At 58.6% G+C, this 15,693-nt stretch carries 16 protein-coding genes; 10 read left to right on the forward strand and 6 right to left on the reverse strand.

Going from position 1 to position 15,693, the window contains the following annotated elements; all coding sequences use genetic code 11:
• Positions 1-79: 79 nt before the first annotated feature.
• The 7 genes from AVT10_RS18955 (at position 80) to AVT10_RS10795 (ending at position 8,150) form a co-directional block, all read left to right on the forward strand.
• A complete protein-coding gene (locus tag AVT10_RS18955) occupies positions 80-586 on the forward strand; it encodes a DUF7146 domain-containing protein (RefSeq protein WP_420038507.1) in 507 nt (168 codons plus the stop codon).
• On the forward strand, positions 469-858 hold the full coding sequence (locus tag AVT10_RS18900) for a toprim domain-containing protein (RefSeq protein WP_332307330.1): 390 nt from the start codon (positions 469-471) through the stop codon (positions 856-858). Before AVT10_RS18955 ends, AVT10_RS18900 begins: the two co-directional genes overlap by 118 nt.
• Before the next feature lie 315 nt (positions 859-1,173).
• Positions 1,174-2,115, forward strand: a complete 942-nt coding sequence (locus AVT10_RS10775) for a DUF2493 domain-containing protein (protein ID WP_066690858.1) — start codon at positions 1,174-1,176, stop codon at positions 2,113-2,115.
• Between the two features lie 188 nt (positions 2,116-2,303).
• Positions 2,304-4,040 carry an N-6 DNA methylase gene (locus AVT10_RS10780; protein WP_084401597.1) on the forward strand — a complete coding sequence of 579 codons (1,737 nt, stop codon included), beginning with the start codon at positions 2,304-2,306 and terminating at the stop codon, positions 4,038-4,040.
• A gap of 32 nt (positions 4,041-4,072) precedes the next feature.
• Complete coding sequence (locus AVT10_RS18865) at positions 4,073-6,358, forward strand: sensor histidine kinase (protein WP_066690862.1); 2,286 nt, start codon at positions 4,073-4,075, stop codon at positions 6,356-6,358.
• A complete protein-coding gene (locus AVT10_RS18245; protein WP_157092745.1) occupies positions 6,355-7,473 on the forward strand; it encodes a hypothetical protein in 1,119 nt (372 codons plus the stop codon). Before AVT10_RS18865 ends, AVT10_RS18245 begins: the two co-directional genes overlap by 4 nt.
• Complete coding sequence (locus AVT10_RS10795) at positions 7,470-8,150, forward strand: hypothetical protein (protein ID WP_066690871.1); 681 nt, start codon at positions 7,470-7,472, stop codon at positions 8,148-8,150. Before AVT10_RS18245 ends, AVT10_RS10795 begins: the two co-directional genes overlap by 4 nt.
• 44 nt (positions 8,151-8,194) lie before the next feature.
• On the opposite strand, the gene AVT10_RS10800 is transcribed toward AVT10_RS10795, so the two are convergent.
• Positions 8,195-8,878, reverse strand: coding sequence for an RES family NAD+ phosphorylase (locus tag AVT10_RS10800; RefSeq protein WP_066690883.1), 684 nt, complete (start codon positions 8,876-8,878; stop codon positions 8,195-8,197).
• A 3-nt stretch (positions 8,879-8,881) separates the two neighbouring features.
• Positions 8,882-9,265: an antitoxin Xre-like helix-turn-helix domain-containing protein gene (locus AVT10_RS10805; protein ID WP_198158556.1), complete on the reverse strand. Its 384-nt coding sequence runs from the start codon at positions 9,263-9,265 to the stop codon at positions 8,882-8,884.
• Positions 9,266-9,678: 413 nt separating this feature from the next.
• Between AVT10_RS10805 and AVT10_RS10810 the strand changes: the two genes are divergently transcribed.
• Positions 9,679-9,999 carry a DUF736 domain-containing protein gene (locus AVT10_RS10810; protein ID WP_017183376.1) on the forward strand — a complete coding sequence of 107 codons (321 nt, stop codon included), beginning with the start codon at positions 9,679-9,681 and terminating at the stop codon, positions 9,997-9,999.
• A gap of 230 nt (positions 10,000-10,229) precedes the next feature.
• On the opposite strand, the gene AVT10_RS10815 is transcribed toward AVT10_RS10810, so the two are convergent.
• The 3 genes from AVT10_RS10815 to AVT10_RS10825 are packed head-to-tail and all read right to left on the reverse strand — an operon-like array spanning position 10,230 to position 13,598.
• Positions 10,230-11,189, reverse strand: a complete 960-nt coding sequence (locus AVT10_RS10815) for a plasmid partitioning protein RepB C-terminal domain-containing protein (RefSeq protein ID WP_066690887.1) — start codon at positions 11,187-11,189, stop codon at positions 10,230-10,232.
• The gene (locus AVT10_RS10820; RefSeq protein ID WP_066690889.1) at positions 11,182-12,081 is read right to left on the reverse strand and encodes a plasmid partitioning protein RepB C-terminal domain-containing protein; all 900 of its coding nucleotides are present in this window, start codon (positions 12,079-12,081) and stop codon (positions 11,182-11,184) included. The genes AVT10_RS10815 and AVT10_RS10820 overlap by 8 nt, the downstream gene beginning before the upstream one ends.
• On the reverse strand, positions 12,081-13,598 hold the full coding sequence (locus AVT10_RS10825; protein ID WP_269746912.1) for a recombinase family protein: 1,518 nt from the start codon (positions 13,596-13,598) through the stop codon (positions 12,081-12,083). Before AVT10_RS10825 ends, AVT10_RS10820 begins: the two co-directional genes overlap by 1 nt.
• A 174-nt stretch (positions 13,599-13,772) precedes the next feature.
• Between AVT10_RS10825 and AVT10_RS17825 the strand changes: the two genes are divergently transcribed.
• Together AVT10_RS17825 and AVT10_RS10835 are read left to right on the forward strand one after the other, a co-directional pair.
• Positions 13,773-14,393 carry a hypothetical protein gene (locus AVT10_RS17825; RefSeq protein ID WP_084401605.1) on the forward strand — a complete coding sequence of 207 codons (621 nt, stop codon included), beginning with the start codon at positions 13,773-13,775 and terminating at the stop codon, positions 14,391-14,393.
• Between the two features lie 90 nt (positions 14,394-14,483).
• Positions 14,484-14,891: a DUF2513 domain-containing protein gene (locus AVT10_RS10835; RefSeq protein ID WP_066114239.1), complete on the forward strand. Its 408-nt coding sequence runs from the start codon at positions 14,484-14,486 to the stop codon at positions 14,889-14,891.
• Between the two features lie 242 nt (positions 14,892-15,133).
• Here AVT10_RS10835 and AVT10_RS10840 read toward each other — a convergent pair.
• Positions 15,134-15,693: Abi family protein (locus AVT10_RS10840; RefSeq protein WP_198158557.1), on the reverse strand; the 560-nt coding region annotated here is incomplete at its 5' end.

Consider the following 15,693-nt stretch of genomic DNA (forward strand, 5'->3'; position numbering starts at 1 on the left):
GGGAAAGTGGACCGATGCCCATACCGGAGAGCATGGCGACCTGCTTGACATCATCGCCGCCGCATCCGGCCACCATTCGATGCGCGAGACGCTGGAGGAAGCGCGCCGCTTCTTGAGTCTGCCGCAAGTAGATGCCCATCTGCAGAATGCACGATCGGCAAAGGCACGGCCTGGAACCGCCGAGGCGGCGCGGCGACTCTGGGCCGCCTCAAAGCCGATCGAGCGAACTGTCGTCTCGAAGTATCTGGAAGGCCGAGTGCTCACGTCATCCGGGCATGGCCAGGCTCTGCGCTTCCATCCTTCATGCTACTACCGTCCGTCGCGCCAGGACTCTCCCGACACGCCGCGTGCATGGCCTGCGATGATCGCAGCTGTCACCGATCTTCACGGGGCGATCACCGGCGTTCACCGCACTGGCTCGACCCCGCGACATGTAGCAAGGCGCAGATCACTACGCCACGCCGCGCCATGGGTGGTCTTCTGGGCAATGGCGTCCGTTTCGGGCTGGCCGGTCCCGTCATGGTCGCAGCCGAAGGGATCGAAACCACATTGTCGCTCCGCCACGTCCTGCCGGAATTGCCGATGATCGCCTGCCTGTCGGCTGCACATCTGGCTGCTGTGCACTTCCCTCCTGCGCTGCGTCGCCTGTACGTAGGGTGCGATAACGACACGGCTGGCGAAAACGCGGTGGCAACGCTTCAACACCGTGTTGCCGGGACCGGGATCGAAGTCATCGCGCTGAAACCCAGCGGCGATGACTTCAACACTGACCTACAGGCCGACGGTGCCGAGCAGCTGGCGATGGCACTGCGGGCACAACTTTTCGGCGACGATGCGGCTGCATTTTTGCGACCATAGAGGGAAGCGGTGATGCCCATCGCTCGCCCGTCTCTTTGGCAGGAGCGCATTGAAAATTTTCCGCAATCGGTCGGTTGCCGCGCAACGGCTTCGTGAAGGGGCGACTGCGGCATGGGCGCCAGGCGCTGCAATGGGCGAGCGGCGCCTATTTTCCGCCGGAGCGGTGCTCCTTTGCATCGCGAAGCAAAATAGGCGCCTTCTTCCATCCTCCGCTGTCGCTCCGGCCCGCGAGAGCGCGGGTGCATCCCTGCCTCCCCTGCCGCCCGGCGTCGCCACGAAGCCGCGAGTGGCGCGGCGTGAGATGCGGAGACAATCATGCAAAACGCTTCCGACCATTTCGATGACGAGGGCCAGAGCGAACCTGGCCCTACCGCCTATCTCCTCCAGGAAATGCAGCTCTATGGCTATCGCCCCTTCGACGACGAGCCCGACGCACGGCCGTTGCCCGAAGCCCGGCTCGCAGGCGGCGCGGTTGCCGACATGTTCGACGGCATGGTCGCAGCGCTGATCGACACCCGGATCGAACCCGATCTTGAGGATCTGCTCTGGCAGCTGGTCAACGTCTTCCATCGCTCGGCCGAGCGGATCGAACGCGACCTCGACGACAACGAACAGGCGCAAAAGCGACTGCAGCGCGAGCAGGACGGCAGCGAAGTGCGTTCGGTCGAACTGGAACGGTCAATCTGTGAAGGTGTATCGATGATCGAGCGTCGGGATACGATGGAGTTCTTTCGCGATGCCGCAGCGGATCAGTTCCGCATCCATATGCGCAAGGCCTGGACACCGCGCTCGGGTTCGCGGGTCAACCACAAGGCGCTTACCTCCGCCGTTATCGATAGCCGGGATTTTCTCGACAAGCGCGTCCGCGAGAAAGCCAGGGTCATGCTGCCTGAAGGCACGCGGATCGGCTTTACCGGCGGCACTGATTGCAATGAACATGCTGCGATCTGGGCGGCGCTTGACCGGGTTCATGCCCGCTACACCGACATGGTGCTCCTGCACGGCGCAACGCCCACCGGCGCAGAACGCGCAGCCGCCTGCTGGGCCGATGCCCGGCGCGTCCCGCAAGTGGCCTTCCGCCCGGACTGGAACAGGCACAAGAAGGCCGCGCCCTTCAAGAGAAACGATCTTCTGCTCGAAGCCTTGCCGGTCGGCCTTGTGATCTTCCCCGGCACAGGCATCCAGGACAACCTTGCCGACAAGGCCCGCAAACTGGGCATTCCGCTCTGGGATTTTCGGGATCGCAAGCCCGTGTGACTTGAGATACATCCCTGCAATTTAAGCCAATTCCACTTGCAGGTCCGCTGAATTTGCTGGCACCCGAAGAGCTGAGCTGGTCTTGGGAAGCTTTTGGCTTTTCGGCGAAGCATCATGAAGGCGCCACCTCGCGGATCGCGATGACCAAAGCCCTCCCCATGCTGCGTTTTTCCCGCTAAGGTTGCAATATGATCGAGGGGCAAGCTAATGCCTTGAATAGGTTCGAAAGGGATAGTTTGAGCGGAGTTCTTGCAACAGGCGATGATGCGTTCCGAGACCGGCTGCTTGTAGAGCGCCGCAAGATCGGTGCATTTTACACACCTGAGCCATTAAGTCATATACTCTCTGACTGGGCTATTCGTTCGCCCGTAGATTTTATTCTTGAACCCAGTTTTGGCGGTTGTGGCTTTTTGCAAAGCGCGCAGGCCCGACTTGGCGAGCTGGGCTGCGTGGAGCCGCGGAAGCAGATATACGGTTGCGACATAGACCCTGTTGCCTTTGAATATCTTGCAGATGTCTTTCAGGCCCCAGTCGATCTAAGTCGTTTCATACAAACAGATTTTCTTGAGGTTTCGCCGGGCGGCGAGTGGCCGAAGACCTTCTCGGTGGTGCTCGCAAATCCGCCCTATATTCCTTACCAGGAGCTCGGAACAGACCGACGGCATGTCCTCAGTTCAAAAAGATGGCTGATCGATGGTGTGGCCGGGCGCGCAAGTCTCTGGGCATATTTCCTGACCCACGCTCTATCCTTTCTTGCGAAGGAAGGCCGGATGGCCTGGGTGCTGCCCGGAGCTTTTCTCCAAGCCGATTATGCAACGCCGATCCGGATATTCTTGGCCGGCGCCTTCAGCCGTGTAGCCGCCATCGTCATTCGCGAACGTATTTTCTTGGATGTCGGTGCGGATGAGGAGACGGTCATATTATTAGCCGATGGGTATCAGGCTTCGCCGTCGGGGGGTATCGAACTCGGTCAAGTCGAGACGCTGGATGCTCTGCGACAGCTCATAGAGGACTGGGACACTGGGAAGTGGGTCGGGAAAAAGTCCGACCTTCGCCCCGCTGCGCTGAATCTTTCGCAAGGCGAAAGCGATATCCTGGCGCGTATTGAATGCCTGCCCAACTGTAAGTCTCTGGGTGACGTCGCCTCTGTCCAGATTGGTCTGGTCACAGGTGCCAATGAGTTCTTCGTTCTTGGTAATGATGGGCTGGAGGAGGCTGGTCTCCTGGAAGAGGATTGCACGCCAATCCTCGCGAAATTCATTGCCGCGCCAGGTGTGTCATTTTCGCTGACCGACCATCTGTCGTTCCTAGCAAGCGGCGGCCGGGGTTATCTCGTCGATAGTGACGGGCGATGCGGTAATGACCGCATTCAGGCATATCTTGGCACCTTCCCGCTCGAGCGGCGCATGGAGACAAGTACCTTTAAAAAAAGAAAAAGCTGGTCGAAACCGGACGACGGGCGGGTGCCAGATGCCTTTTTTCCCGTCATGCATCACTGGGGGCCGAGGCTGGTTCTGAACCCCTATGGGTTCACGAACACGAACACGATCCATCGGGTCTATTTCCCGGATGCAATGGACGATATTTCCCGCAAACTGATTGCCATTTCCCTGCTGACCAGCTTTTCGCAATTGTCCGCAGAATTGGTCGGGCGACGATATGGCTCCGGTGTACTCAAACATGAGCCTCGGGAAGCCGAAAAAATCCGTATCCTTTTGCCAAAGCTCGGCCCGGCAGCGATCGAGAAGACATTCAGCGCCGTTGATCGCGACCTCAGAGCGGGCGATCGAGAGCGTGCGATGAAACGCGCTGACAAGCTGGTTTTCTCTTCAATCAAGCTTGATGATCAAGCTGCTATCTCGACCGCGCTAAGCAGGGCTCTAGACCGTATTCGGCAGAGCCGTCGGCCTCGGCGCGGTGCCTGAGCCTTGCGTCAATTGAAGAGGGTGACGGGTATATGAGCGGGGCAGGCGAGACATTGGATCCAGAGCAGATCAAGACTGCAATCGAGGAGGAACTCAAGAAGGCCTCCCCGGACTGGCATCGTATCGAACAATGGAGCCGGGCACGAGTGGAGTCCGACCCGGACAATGTTCGCTTTACGGTCGACGCCGGCCATATTCAGCGCCTTGGTGCAGAGTTGGTGGGCAAGCAGGATACTGCTTTGTCCGAACTTATCAAAAATGCGTACGATGCCGACGCCACGAAGGTGGTACTAACCTTCACCGATTACCAACAGCCAGGAGGCACATTGGTGATCGAGGATGATGGGTCGGGCATGCAGGACGATGTTATTCGTTCGTCCTGGATGCGGATCTCGACGGCTTCAAAGGTCGATCAGCCTCTGTCACCGATTTATCGACGAGTAAGAGCTGGCAGAAAAGGCATCGGCCGGTTCTCGGTGCAGAGGCTTGGAAAATGGCTTTACCTAGAAACGCGCCCGAGAGGTTCGACCACTGGTTTCCGCGTCAGGTTTAGCTGGGATGAAGAATTTCGACCGGGCCGGGATCTCAACGAGGTCTTCAGTCAAATCGAGCGCTTCGAGAAGCCATCCGATGAATGCGGGACAACGCTCAGGATCGTCGATCTGAGGGACGGATGGAGCGAAGCGGCTCTCGCCAAAGTCTGGCGATCGGTACTCCTGCTTCAGCCCCCATTCCCGGTTGCCCGCACCGAGCCGGCGGAGGAGAAACCTTCATCGGGCGATCCTGGCTTTGCCGTGAACATCAATGGCGTCAGTCGTGACGCCAAACGGACCGAATATTCTATCGAAACCAGCTTTCTGTCGCAGGCCTTCGCCACTATTTCGGCGTCAATCGACGAAGATGGCCGTGCCACGGTTCGTGTTGTTTCCCCAAAAAGCAATCTGGATGACAGCCAGGAATTCGACAAAAAATTCCTCGTGACCGGCCCGGTATCACTGAACGCATCATACTTCATTTATCTTCCAGCTACCCTATCTGGAATGACTATGGCATCGGCCGCCGAACTGGGCCGTTTGTTTGGTGGCATTAGGATTTATCGCAATGGCTTCCGCGTCTTGCCGTACGGCGAAGCGGCAGACGACTGGCTGGAACTCGACATCGACGTATCGCGTCGCGATCTTCTGGTCCCCGCGAACAACCGCAACTTCTTCGGTCATGTCGAACTGAGCACGGATACCAATCCGCTCTTCGAGGAGACCAGCAGTCGCGAGGGACTGCTGGAAAATGAAGCCTATGCCGAGCTGAAGCAATTTGTTCGCGATGCCGTTGAATGGGCTGCCAAGCGGGTCGCCGCTGCTCGTAACCGCAAGCAGGATGCAGGCCAGCGCGACTTCATACCTGAGCCCCGCCGCCCTTCCGAATACATTCGGACCGTTCGCGAAAATATGGGGATTTCTCCATCTTCAAGCCCCGATGCCATACAAACCGATCGAGTCCTAGCGAAGGCCGAAGCCATCGCCTCGGAGTTTGAGCAGCGCGTTGAAGAGCAACGCGCGGCCTCCCTTGAATATGAAGAGATGCTTCGGCTGCTTGCATCTCTGGGTCTGTCAATCAGCGTCTTCGGGCATGAGGTAAAGGGGGCTCGCGACGCATTGCGGGCACGGCTCGCGCTGCTTGAAGATGCAATCGCAACTGTACCTGATGCTAGGCAAAAAGCGGCGTTGGAGCGTCAATTTGCCGAACTGAAACTTGGGTCCGACCGCATGTTCGATATCGGCGGATACATTGCAGGCCTGATGTCGACGACGGAGAGTCGTCAACTCCGTAGCTTGTCGGTTAGCGGTGCGTTGCAGCGTTTTGCATCACAATTCACGGAGTATATGAGTCGCCAGAACATCGAATTTGAGATCGACGTTGACCCGCCAGCGTTGCGAACCACCCCGATGCATGGCAGCGAACTGGACTCAGTCCTCCTCAACTTCCTGACCAATTCGATCAAGTCCATGCGCAACGCGCGTGTGAAAGACCGCAAGGTTCGCATGGATGCGAGGCTGGACGGGCGCTTCGTCGTCATCGGCTTCGAGGATAGTGGTCCTGGTGTAGCCGCGAATGATCGAGACCGAGTGTTCGACGCATTTTTCACAACCACAATGGCTGCAGACGACGATGGCGTTGCGGGGCCGGGCACTGGCCTCGGGCTAAAGATCGTCAGCGACATTGCCACAAGCTATGGCGGCAGCGTGTCAGTCGAAGAGGCTTCGCCGGGATATGGTTGTCGCTTCGAGTTTCGGATTTTGTCCATGGGGGAGGAGGCGTGACATACAAAGGGATATTCGTAGACGATCAAGAACTTGTCTACGCGGAGACGCTTTCTACACCTGAACATCTTGAGTTTAAACCGCAGGATGTCGAGGAGGTCGCCGTCCTGGCACGTAAGATCGTAGGCGAAAGTCCTATCATCGTGGCAATCGATTATCGCCTTGATGAAGCACCAGCTGGCCTGCAAGGGGACCAGACGTACAAAGGTAGTGCCCTTGCACAGCATCTCCGCGATGCTTCAATCGACCATCCGGAGCAGGATTTTGCGCTCGTGCTGGTGTCTGCAGAGAGCAAGATCAAGGCACTCTATCGGCCAGATAAGACAGCGCATGACCTTTTTGACAGGGTTTACGTCAAGGAAGACATCAACAATCAACGCGCGGCTGTCCGTCAGGAACTCATCAGCTTGTGTAAGGGGTACGAGAAGCTCCGAGCTGTTGGCAATAGGTACGACATCATTGACCTGATGGCTGGAATTGATGATGATCGGCCATACGTGGATGCTCAAGAAATTCGGACTAAATTAGCGGAGGCGGCCGCACCTCACGTCGCTGCCCGTATCCTTTTCACCCTCATTGATCGTCCTGGCCCACTGCTCACCACAGAATATGCATGTGCCTATCTGGGCATAGATCCAGGCGACGGGCAGAACGCTACGGATATCATGCGTGACGCGGGGATCGCTTACGAGGGCATTTTTGGTGATGCGTGGCCGCGCTGGTGGGCTCATCGACTTGAGAGCTGGGCGCAGGGCATCTTTAAGCGCCGTGCCACCGGTCTCCCCGCGTCCGATCGCGCGCGGATTCTTGCGGAAAGCACCGGCAAAGAATTTGAGCCGGCGCGGTCGCCTTGGAATGAGTCATCCAACGAGTTGATTTCCTTCGCCTGCGCTTCTTGTGGAAGAGGTACGGAACTGCGGCATTCAGTGGCGGCTTTTGAGCCTAGTCAGCCCCGCTACCTTGCACGTCGCCGCATCTGCTGGGATTGCGTCCAGAAGGACCAATACGAGGCCGTGGAACCGCCCCTCTCCATTGATGATGCTGACAAAGATCTGGCACAGCAGGTCAAAGGTCGAGAAAGAAGTGAAGGTCATGCGAGCGGTTCTGAAGCATGATGATATCGGCAGTAGAGGCGGGCGATGCGATGGGTGTCATTGCTGCGACATTGGAACGCCATGACATTGTCGAGCCAGAGGGGTTCAGCGTTCTCTCGCGCTTGTCGCGTGAATTGAAACTGAAAAAGAATGCTCTGGCTTGGTCGGTTGAAGTCGATCGGGGCGCTCCAATCCTTTTTAAGCGGACCACCGATGAAAAGAGCAGAGGTGTCAAGCCGCGCATTGTCGCGAAGGGCATCGAAATAGAGCAGGGCGATGGCACAACGCTGCCTTTCAGAGCGTTGGATATCGCGCTCGAGGTCGATGATGATGCCAGCGTGCCTCTGTCACGCTGGCATTTGGACCTGGCGAACAAGCCTGACGGCATTCCGCAGTCTGGGCCTTTGACCCACCTTCAGTTTGGCGGCCACCATCATGATAACCGGGAAAAGGATCATCCGCTCAAGGTGCCACGCTGGTGTCATCCGCCGATGGAAGTGGCATTGCTTTGTGAGGTGGTTGCCGCCAATTTTTATGAGGAAGCATGGCTTGCACTTCGCGACGAACCGAACTGGTGCCAGGCGATCTCGCTCTATCAGAGGCTCTGCTACAGGCACTATTTCGAAAAGATGACGACCAGCCTGTCGATCAGTTCGAGCACAGCGTTGAGCGGAATGTGGGCAAGCACCTACAGTTAATTCTCTGATGTGCCTCACGCATTATGATCACTTGGCTGAGTGTATCACACCTCCAACATGCGCTTCTCATAGACAGAGTTGATCTCAGAGCCGTCCCAGACATAGGTGAGATGGCGTTCCTGACGGCAGTTGGATAAGAGCCGCGGCCGAAAAACGGCGGCACATTCGCCGCCTGCATCGCGGACGCTCTCATAGACTATACCGTTTGCCCCTTCGTCCCGAAGGCGGCGAGCCGTCTCCTGAGATACGGCATAGCTATCGGGATGGTAGAGCGCGGGTAGGGCTTCCCGGGCGCCGCGAATATCATGCAACGGCGCGTCGAGGTCGACGGCATAGACGCGCATGTCGAGTTCCTGCGCGGGCTCATCCGTCGCTGCGAGGAATTTGGCCCTGTGATGCCGTGTCTCCGCAATTGCGGTGGCCAGTGTGAGTCCGGCATAGAATACGCCGTAGCTCCCGTCAGTGAACCTGTCGCCTTCGGGGTTCAGATGGGTAAAGGCTGCCATGATCGGGGATGTGCCCGGCCCTGCTATGCGATCTTCAGGCGGCACAAGTGCGAGGTCGCCCGCTTCCTCGCGAAGCCGGTCGTTCGTCATAGCCTCGATCTGGAAAACGGCTTCCAGATCGGCCGGATCGGCCACCGCTTCAAACAAGGCAATCGGGGGGAAACGGCTCGGGATGATCCGGTAGCACGGCTGCCACCGCACCTGAGTTACAGGAATGTCCACCGATCAGCCGCGCTGTCCATCGACATATTGCCGCACAACATAGAGGTCTGCGACATTGCCCGACATCATGCGATCAAGCGCCGACGCGCCGCCGAATACCCGCGCCTTGTTGGGCTTGCGAACCCATTCGTCGGCGGTTTTTGGCAAAAGGATGTGGAGCCCCTTGTATATCCCCATGACATAGGAAATCCGCTCGAGCGCATCCTTCGGGAGAGCCGCAATCGCGCCCCGCTTCCAGGACTGATATGTCGAACGACTGTCGAGCCCGAGCAGACGCATCTGTTCCTGCTCCTTGAGGCCCCAGGCTTCGGCAATGCGGAAAAAGGTCCGGAGTGCCGGACCAGTCAGATCCTTGCGATCGGTCGCCTTGGCTTCGATGACGTTCATGGATCGTCCTTTCATCGGGGCAATATGATTATAAATCGCCCAAAAGTCAATATTGAGCTAGAATCTGAACATGACGTCGCCCATTGAGGCTCTGTCTGGCGATTCCTCAGTCGTTCCTGTGGCCGACCGAGAAGGCTGGGATTGCGCCTTGGGCGTAGGGGATGAACCCAGTGCGTTGTTCCCCTGTGCTGCCTGTCGAAGTCACTGGCCATTGCCTGGAGCGTGGTATCGGTTGTTCTCCAGATTGTGCGCGAACCACCCCTTGCTTGTCGCCTGTCTGCGGGTCTCGTCAGCCTCATGCCGTCAACCCCGTGCGGGGTTCGCCCTCGCACAGTGCGCTCGGTGACGCCAGCAGCCGGACCCTTTGGTGGGCGCCATCGGGGATGGTCCCCGACAATCGAAGGAGTATTTTCATGGCTACCATCGCTAACCTGACCGTGAAGGCCGACGACAGCTTCGAAGGCACGCTGGCGACGCTGACGGTCTCCGCGCCGATCGCGATCATCCCCAACAACCGCAAGGCGAAGGAATCCGAGCCCGACTATCGCATCGTCAGCCGCAAAAACGGCTTCGAGCTGGGCGCAGGCTGGAAGCGCTTCTCACAGAACACCGGCGCCGAATATGTTTCGGTGTCGCTTTCCGCACCCGAGTTCGGCACGATCTACGGCAATATTGCCAACGCGCCGGGCGATGACCCTTCGAAGAAGGTGATCATCTGGAACCCGCCGGCCTGACCCGCCGCACCGGCTCCGCCTAACCGGGCGGGGCCGGTTCTCCCATCTCGTGACGGGCGCGCACGGCAGGACGCGCCCGTCACATTTTCAATAGGCGGTCGGACCCTATGACGGCCGACCTGGTGGGCTTCCTGCGGGTTCGCCGCCATTCCCACCGCCATGCTTGATCCGCCCCTCAGTGCGGCGTCTCCCATGGTCCCCGCGCTTATCGGGTCCGGGTCCCCATCACATCATTCGGCGCTGGGCGTGGCCAGGCCGCCAAGACTCTCGATCTCTGCAATGCGCTGGAACTCGGTCAAATATTCCGACCGGTGCAGCGATAGCCAGCGCACAATGCGCGCATTGGCGAGGAGCTTGCCAAGATAGCCTCGCGCGAAGGTCAGGTGCAGATTATCGATACCATAGCTTTCCTCGACTGATTTGACCTGCGTCTGCAGAGCCGCAAGTTCTCGCTCCATGCGCGTGATCTGCTGGCTGGTTGGCCCCGCCGCATCGGGCTTGCCCGCTTTCTTGCTCACGGGAACAAGCTGTTCTTCAGGGGTCGCCGCCAGTAGCGCCCGCGCGAACATGACGGAGAAGTTGTTCTGACCGATCATCAGATCAGCGGCCTCGATCTGGCGGAACGCGGTCATGCGCCGCAGAAGATCAAACACCTTCATTGAGCAATTGGTGTCCTTCAGCGCGTCAGCGGCCTCAGCGCAGATGCCATCGAGGAGACGGAAGCGCGCGCGTATCGACTGGACTTCGAGGCCGAGCGCATCAGCGATGACCGCTTCGGTGACGCCGCGCTCGATCGCGCGCACGATCATTCGGTGCTCCTGCACTGGAGGCAGGCGATTTACGCGCTTGTTGTAAGTGTAGGTTTCGTCGTCATTTGCGACGAGGCACTCGACTGTCGGAATCGCGAGCTGGCGCAGCGCTTCAATCCGTAGATGGCCGTCGAGCAGGAAATACTTCCCCGGATGCTTTGGATCGGGAGCAACAGCAGGAGCCTCGACGATCCCAATCGCCTTGATCGAACTGACGATCTGAGTGAATTTCTTGCTCTCCCGCACGCCTTGCTGAAGTATCTTGAGCGGGACGAGCTGCTCGAGTGCGACAGTGACGGTTTCGCGTTCAAAGCCGAGCCGGACGCGGTGTTCCGAGCCCGGCTCCTGACCTGATGTCTCAGTCTCGGTCCAGTCAGTCATCGGTTTCGCCCGCAATTCTCATGGCAAGGGCTCGTGGCATGGTCTCCAGCCCCTCGGCACGGAGCAAGGTCAGAAACCCCTCGTCACCGAGCAGATCCTTGATGGCCTCGACAATGAACAGCAGCCGGGTTTGCGTGAAATCGGACTTCTTCACGAGCAGACGCTGCTTCTCCGCTTCTCGCTGATAAACCTGCATAAGGTCGCTCGCGGTCAGTTTCCGATTGGCGGATCGTCTGCCCAGCTTGCCTGACGGCATGGACTTGTTCTGCCCGCGCATTCGCAGCTCGAGTAACCTTCTCACCGAAGCCAGTTTCTTGCCGCGCAGCTTGCCCGTCTCATAAGCGTCGAGCAGCAGGTTCTGCGCTTCCTCGGACTCGGCCCGCGAGATTTCCATGGCGAGGCTGATCGGGATGAGGCCCGTTTCCACTGCTGCCACGAGCCGCTCCTCGCCGCGCTCCAGAAGTGAAACGATCATGCTGACCCACGAACTGCTGACCCCGATTTTTTGACCGATTTCGGTTTCATTGTAGCCGCGTTCGCGCAGCGCACCGATCTCGCGCATCACATCGATCGGGCGCGGGGTTCGTCGAGCGATGTTCTCCACGAGACTCATCACGAGGCAATCGCTCTCGCTCGCCTCGATGACGACCGCCGGGATTTCGGTCTGGCCAAGCATGAGGAATGCCTCGAGCCTACCTTCGCCGCATACGAGATCGTAGCGAGGCCCGCCGGGGCCGCGGTGTCGGCTGACCGTAATAGGGCGCTTCAACCCGATTGACTCAATGTTGTTCACGATTTCGCGGTGCTGACGCTTGTTGCGCGAGCGCGGGTTGAGAACCGTGATCTTGGCGACCGGGATCATCTCGATTTGCTGAGGACGCACGACAGGCATTACGCAGCCTCCGGAATGGCGACGGGCGCCGCAATGTCATAGAAGAAATCAAGCGTGTCGAAGCGATAGGCATCGAGGTGCAGATCGTTGTCTTCGGCGAGACGCAGTCGTTCGCTCGTGACGTCGATCCTGGGGAACAGGTAGTAATCGAACGGCGCGCGATTGTGCATGTCCATGCGGACAACCACCGTGATGTCGGCAAGCTGGCTCGTGTCGAAGCGAATCTTCCAACGCAGCATCCCGGTCGGCGTTGGTGTGCAGCGCACAAGAACAATCGCCAGGCTGAACTCGCCATTCACCTGGATACTGTCATTGGCGACGTCCTGCCACGCGTCGCTCCCCTGGGCATGGAGGCCCGCCAAGATTTCGCGAACGATATCCGGATGGAGACGGCGCAGGACCTTGTTGATGGCGATATAGCGATAGTCCCGCTCCGGCGAAAAACCGACCAGACTGTATGCGCGAAGCAGGCTGCCGAACCGCGAGCTGTAGGCGCTGCTTGACGGCAAGCCCTCGCATTCGTCGATAATGATGCCGGACAGAAGACCTTTGCTGGCGTAGAGACCTCGCAACGCCTGGAGCATCTCTTCGTCCGTTAGGCGGAACGAGCGTGCCGTGATGATCGAATGAGCTGCCTCGAACAGGTCCCGTTCAACGATCCCCTCGAATGCCCCCTCCGAGCGGATCCACATGTCAGGAGCGTTGCGGACCCGCTTCTTCTTCAGTTTGAACGACCGCCGATTCCAGACATTGTCGCCGACGTATTTCTCGTTGATCAGCAGCTGATGGACGGTGCCACGTGTCCAGGGGCGTTCGAGGTCGGATAGAACACCTCGAGCATTAAGCTCTTCGGCGATTTCGCGCTCTGAGCGACCTTCGTGCACGAAGCTGCGATATACTTCGCGAACCACGTCAATCTCTTCGGGTGGGCCTGGTGTCAGAATGACCCGATCGGTCTGGAGACTCTTTTGTTCGCCGCGGCAGAGGACCGCTTTGACGTTGCCATGCTCGTCGATCAATGTCCGACGCAGGCCGAAGCCAGCGGGACCGCCTTGTCGATACCCCTTTTCGATGAGCCGCCCCTGGCCAGCGAAAACCTTGACCGAAAGTTCCCGGCTGTATTCACCAGCCATGGCGCGCTTGAAGCCCTTGAACATGGTGCTCATCGGCGACCCGTCATTCTCGAACTGTTCGGCGCAATAGGCGATCTGAATTCCGGAGCGGCGGCAGATGTACTCGTAGTAGGCGCTCTCATCGGCGTCCTGGAAACGGCCCCAGCGGCTGACATCATAAACCAGGATCATCTGGAAATCGGCGGCGCCGGATTCGACGTCGGCAATCAGCCGCTGCAGAGAAGCGCGACCGTCGATCGATAGGCCGCTTTTGCCGTCGTCAGCATAGGTCCTGACAATCTCTATGCCTCGAGATGCCGCGTAGTGGCGGATCGCATCTGCCTGATTTTCGGTCGAGTATTTCTGATGGTCCGTGGACATCCGAACATATTCGGCCGCGCGCACGGTAGGCCTCTGTTCTGCATCGCCCGGTGCCTCGTCTTTCTTCCATCTCGGCAATGCTCGCCCCTTTCGAAACCCGAACTGCAGTGGCCAGGGCGGCCAACCGCTGCAGCGCGAACTACGGACCGCTCCGGCATTCCCGCACTCTCAACAGTATATGTGGGAAAGGACCGGAAGATGTTGCCGAAAAAGGGCAGGAAGTTGCCAGCTTGGGAGGGTGCGCTCGCCAGTCGCCAAGCCTTTGCCGAGACCATCGCCAATTTGCTGCGCAAGGAACATGGGGACACGCATCGTGCCGTGAAGCAATTGATGCGCCTGACCCATGCCAGTGAGCGGTCCGCAAAACATTGGATGGCCGGGCAACATGGCCCCGACACGCTATTCTTTCTGCGCTTGGTTGCGACGTCTCCCGTTATTCGAGCGTTCGTTCTCGGCATTATCGAAAGCCAGCAATCCAGACTCGCCGAGTCATCCGAATGGTCGCGCGGGGGAACATCGTGGGCGCATGAACACGGCAATGAGCGGCCGTTGGGCAAGCATCGACCGAATTCTGACCCTATAAATGACCTTGGAAATGACCCTGGAAATGACCCAATAAGTTTGGGCCTCAATGAGCGCCAACGCTGGGTGCTCGACCGAGTCGGCAAGGGTCATCCGGTCAAAGCCCGCGAGATCGCGGCACACTGGCAGGTGAGCATCAAGTCCGCGCGACGCGATCTTGCGGGTCTGTGCGGCTGCGGTCTTTTGCGCTTTGTCGGTGCCCGCAAGAATGGCCGCTATCAGCTCGCTCACAGCTGACCGCGCACAGTGCGGGCGATTATGGCGATCAGTCATTGCCGGTCGAACAGTTCGCTGTCCTTCCGCTGTGTTTGCAGTATGGTCCGGGCCATGAAGCGCAACATGGACCTCATCCGGGATCTGCTCTTGCAGATCGAAGACGGACGACGCTCGTTTGATCTTTTGACCCCGGAGATCGCTGAGGTTTTGGGCGAGAGCAGCGAAGGCAAGCTGCCGCGCGAGCAGGCAGAACTATTGGAGTATCACCTGGACCTGCTCGACAATGCTGGTCTCATTACCATAAAAGCGAAGCTATCAGGCGCGGCTTGGCAGATTGGCCAGATTACATGGGCCGGGCATGACTTCCTCGACACCATCCGTGATCCCTCCATCTGGCGTGAGACAAAGGCCGGCGCAAAGAAGGCTGGCGGCTTCAGTCTCGATCTCCTGAAGGCGCTCGCCAAGGGCTTGGTGAAGAAGAAGATCGAGCAGCACACAGGGGTTGAGCTCGATTTGTAGGGTCTGATATATAGTCGTCGCAAGAGCGCATTGGGTGAAGCTTGGCCTCAGGCTGGCGCCGTGCCGCAGGCCTTGATCTGAGCGCGCCACGGCGAGAATCGCTCCGATTCAGCTAGTGCCTGGGGCAGTGCCGTGAATGTCTCTCATTGACAAACGCGTTCGTATGGATATATATGGTCATAATATGACCGGCACCTCTGCACAGCGATGTGTACGTGCCGGTTTTCTTTTGTGGGGATGGTCTAGGCCCAAAGCGGCCATCCCTCCCAGCCTGCAACCAACCCGAAATCGGCGGCCGTCACGGCCTTGTTTGCAGGTTCGGGGAACTCCGCCATCAAAGCCTTGAACCGCTCACCCCAGCTGGAATTCGGACTGATCCGCGCCAGCAGAAACCGCATGATGCAAAAGTACATGAAGGGGCGCGCATTGGCGAGCGACTGCCAGTTCTGGTCGAACTGTGGCACCGGCGACAGCTCCAACACGTTCACATTCCACATGCGACTATGGTGCGCTGCGACGTTGCGAAGATAGCTCAGACTTCGCAACCATTTCTCCAGTTCGCGTCCCGTCCCCAGACCGTAGCTGGCCGCAATGACATCCTGGTCCTTTACGTTCATGCCGGCAAAGAGCCGCGAAAGGGCGCCGAAATCCCAGATCTCGATCGCCACCCAGATCGGCAAGCGCCCGTGCTTGTTCATGTTGTGGGCAACGAAATGCTGCTTCCGGCTACGGTGAATCAGCTTGTCCTGGTGATCGAGCCAGAGCTGGTGTGTGGATCGGCGTGGAAAAGGGACCCCGGTAG

The sequence above is a fragment of the Sphingomonas hankookensis genome, from assembly GCF_001619955.1.
GTDB lineage: Bacteria > Pseudomonadota > Alphaproteobacteria > Sphingomonadales > Sphingomonadaceae > Sphingomonas > Sphingomonas hankookensis_A.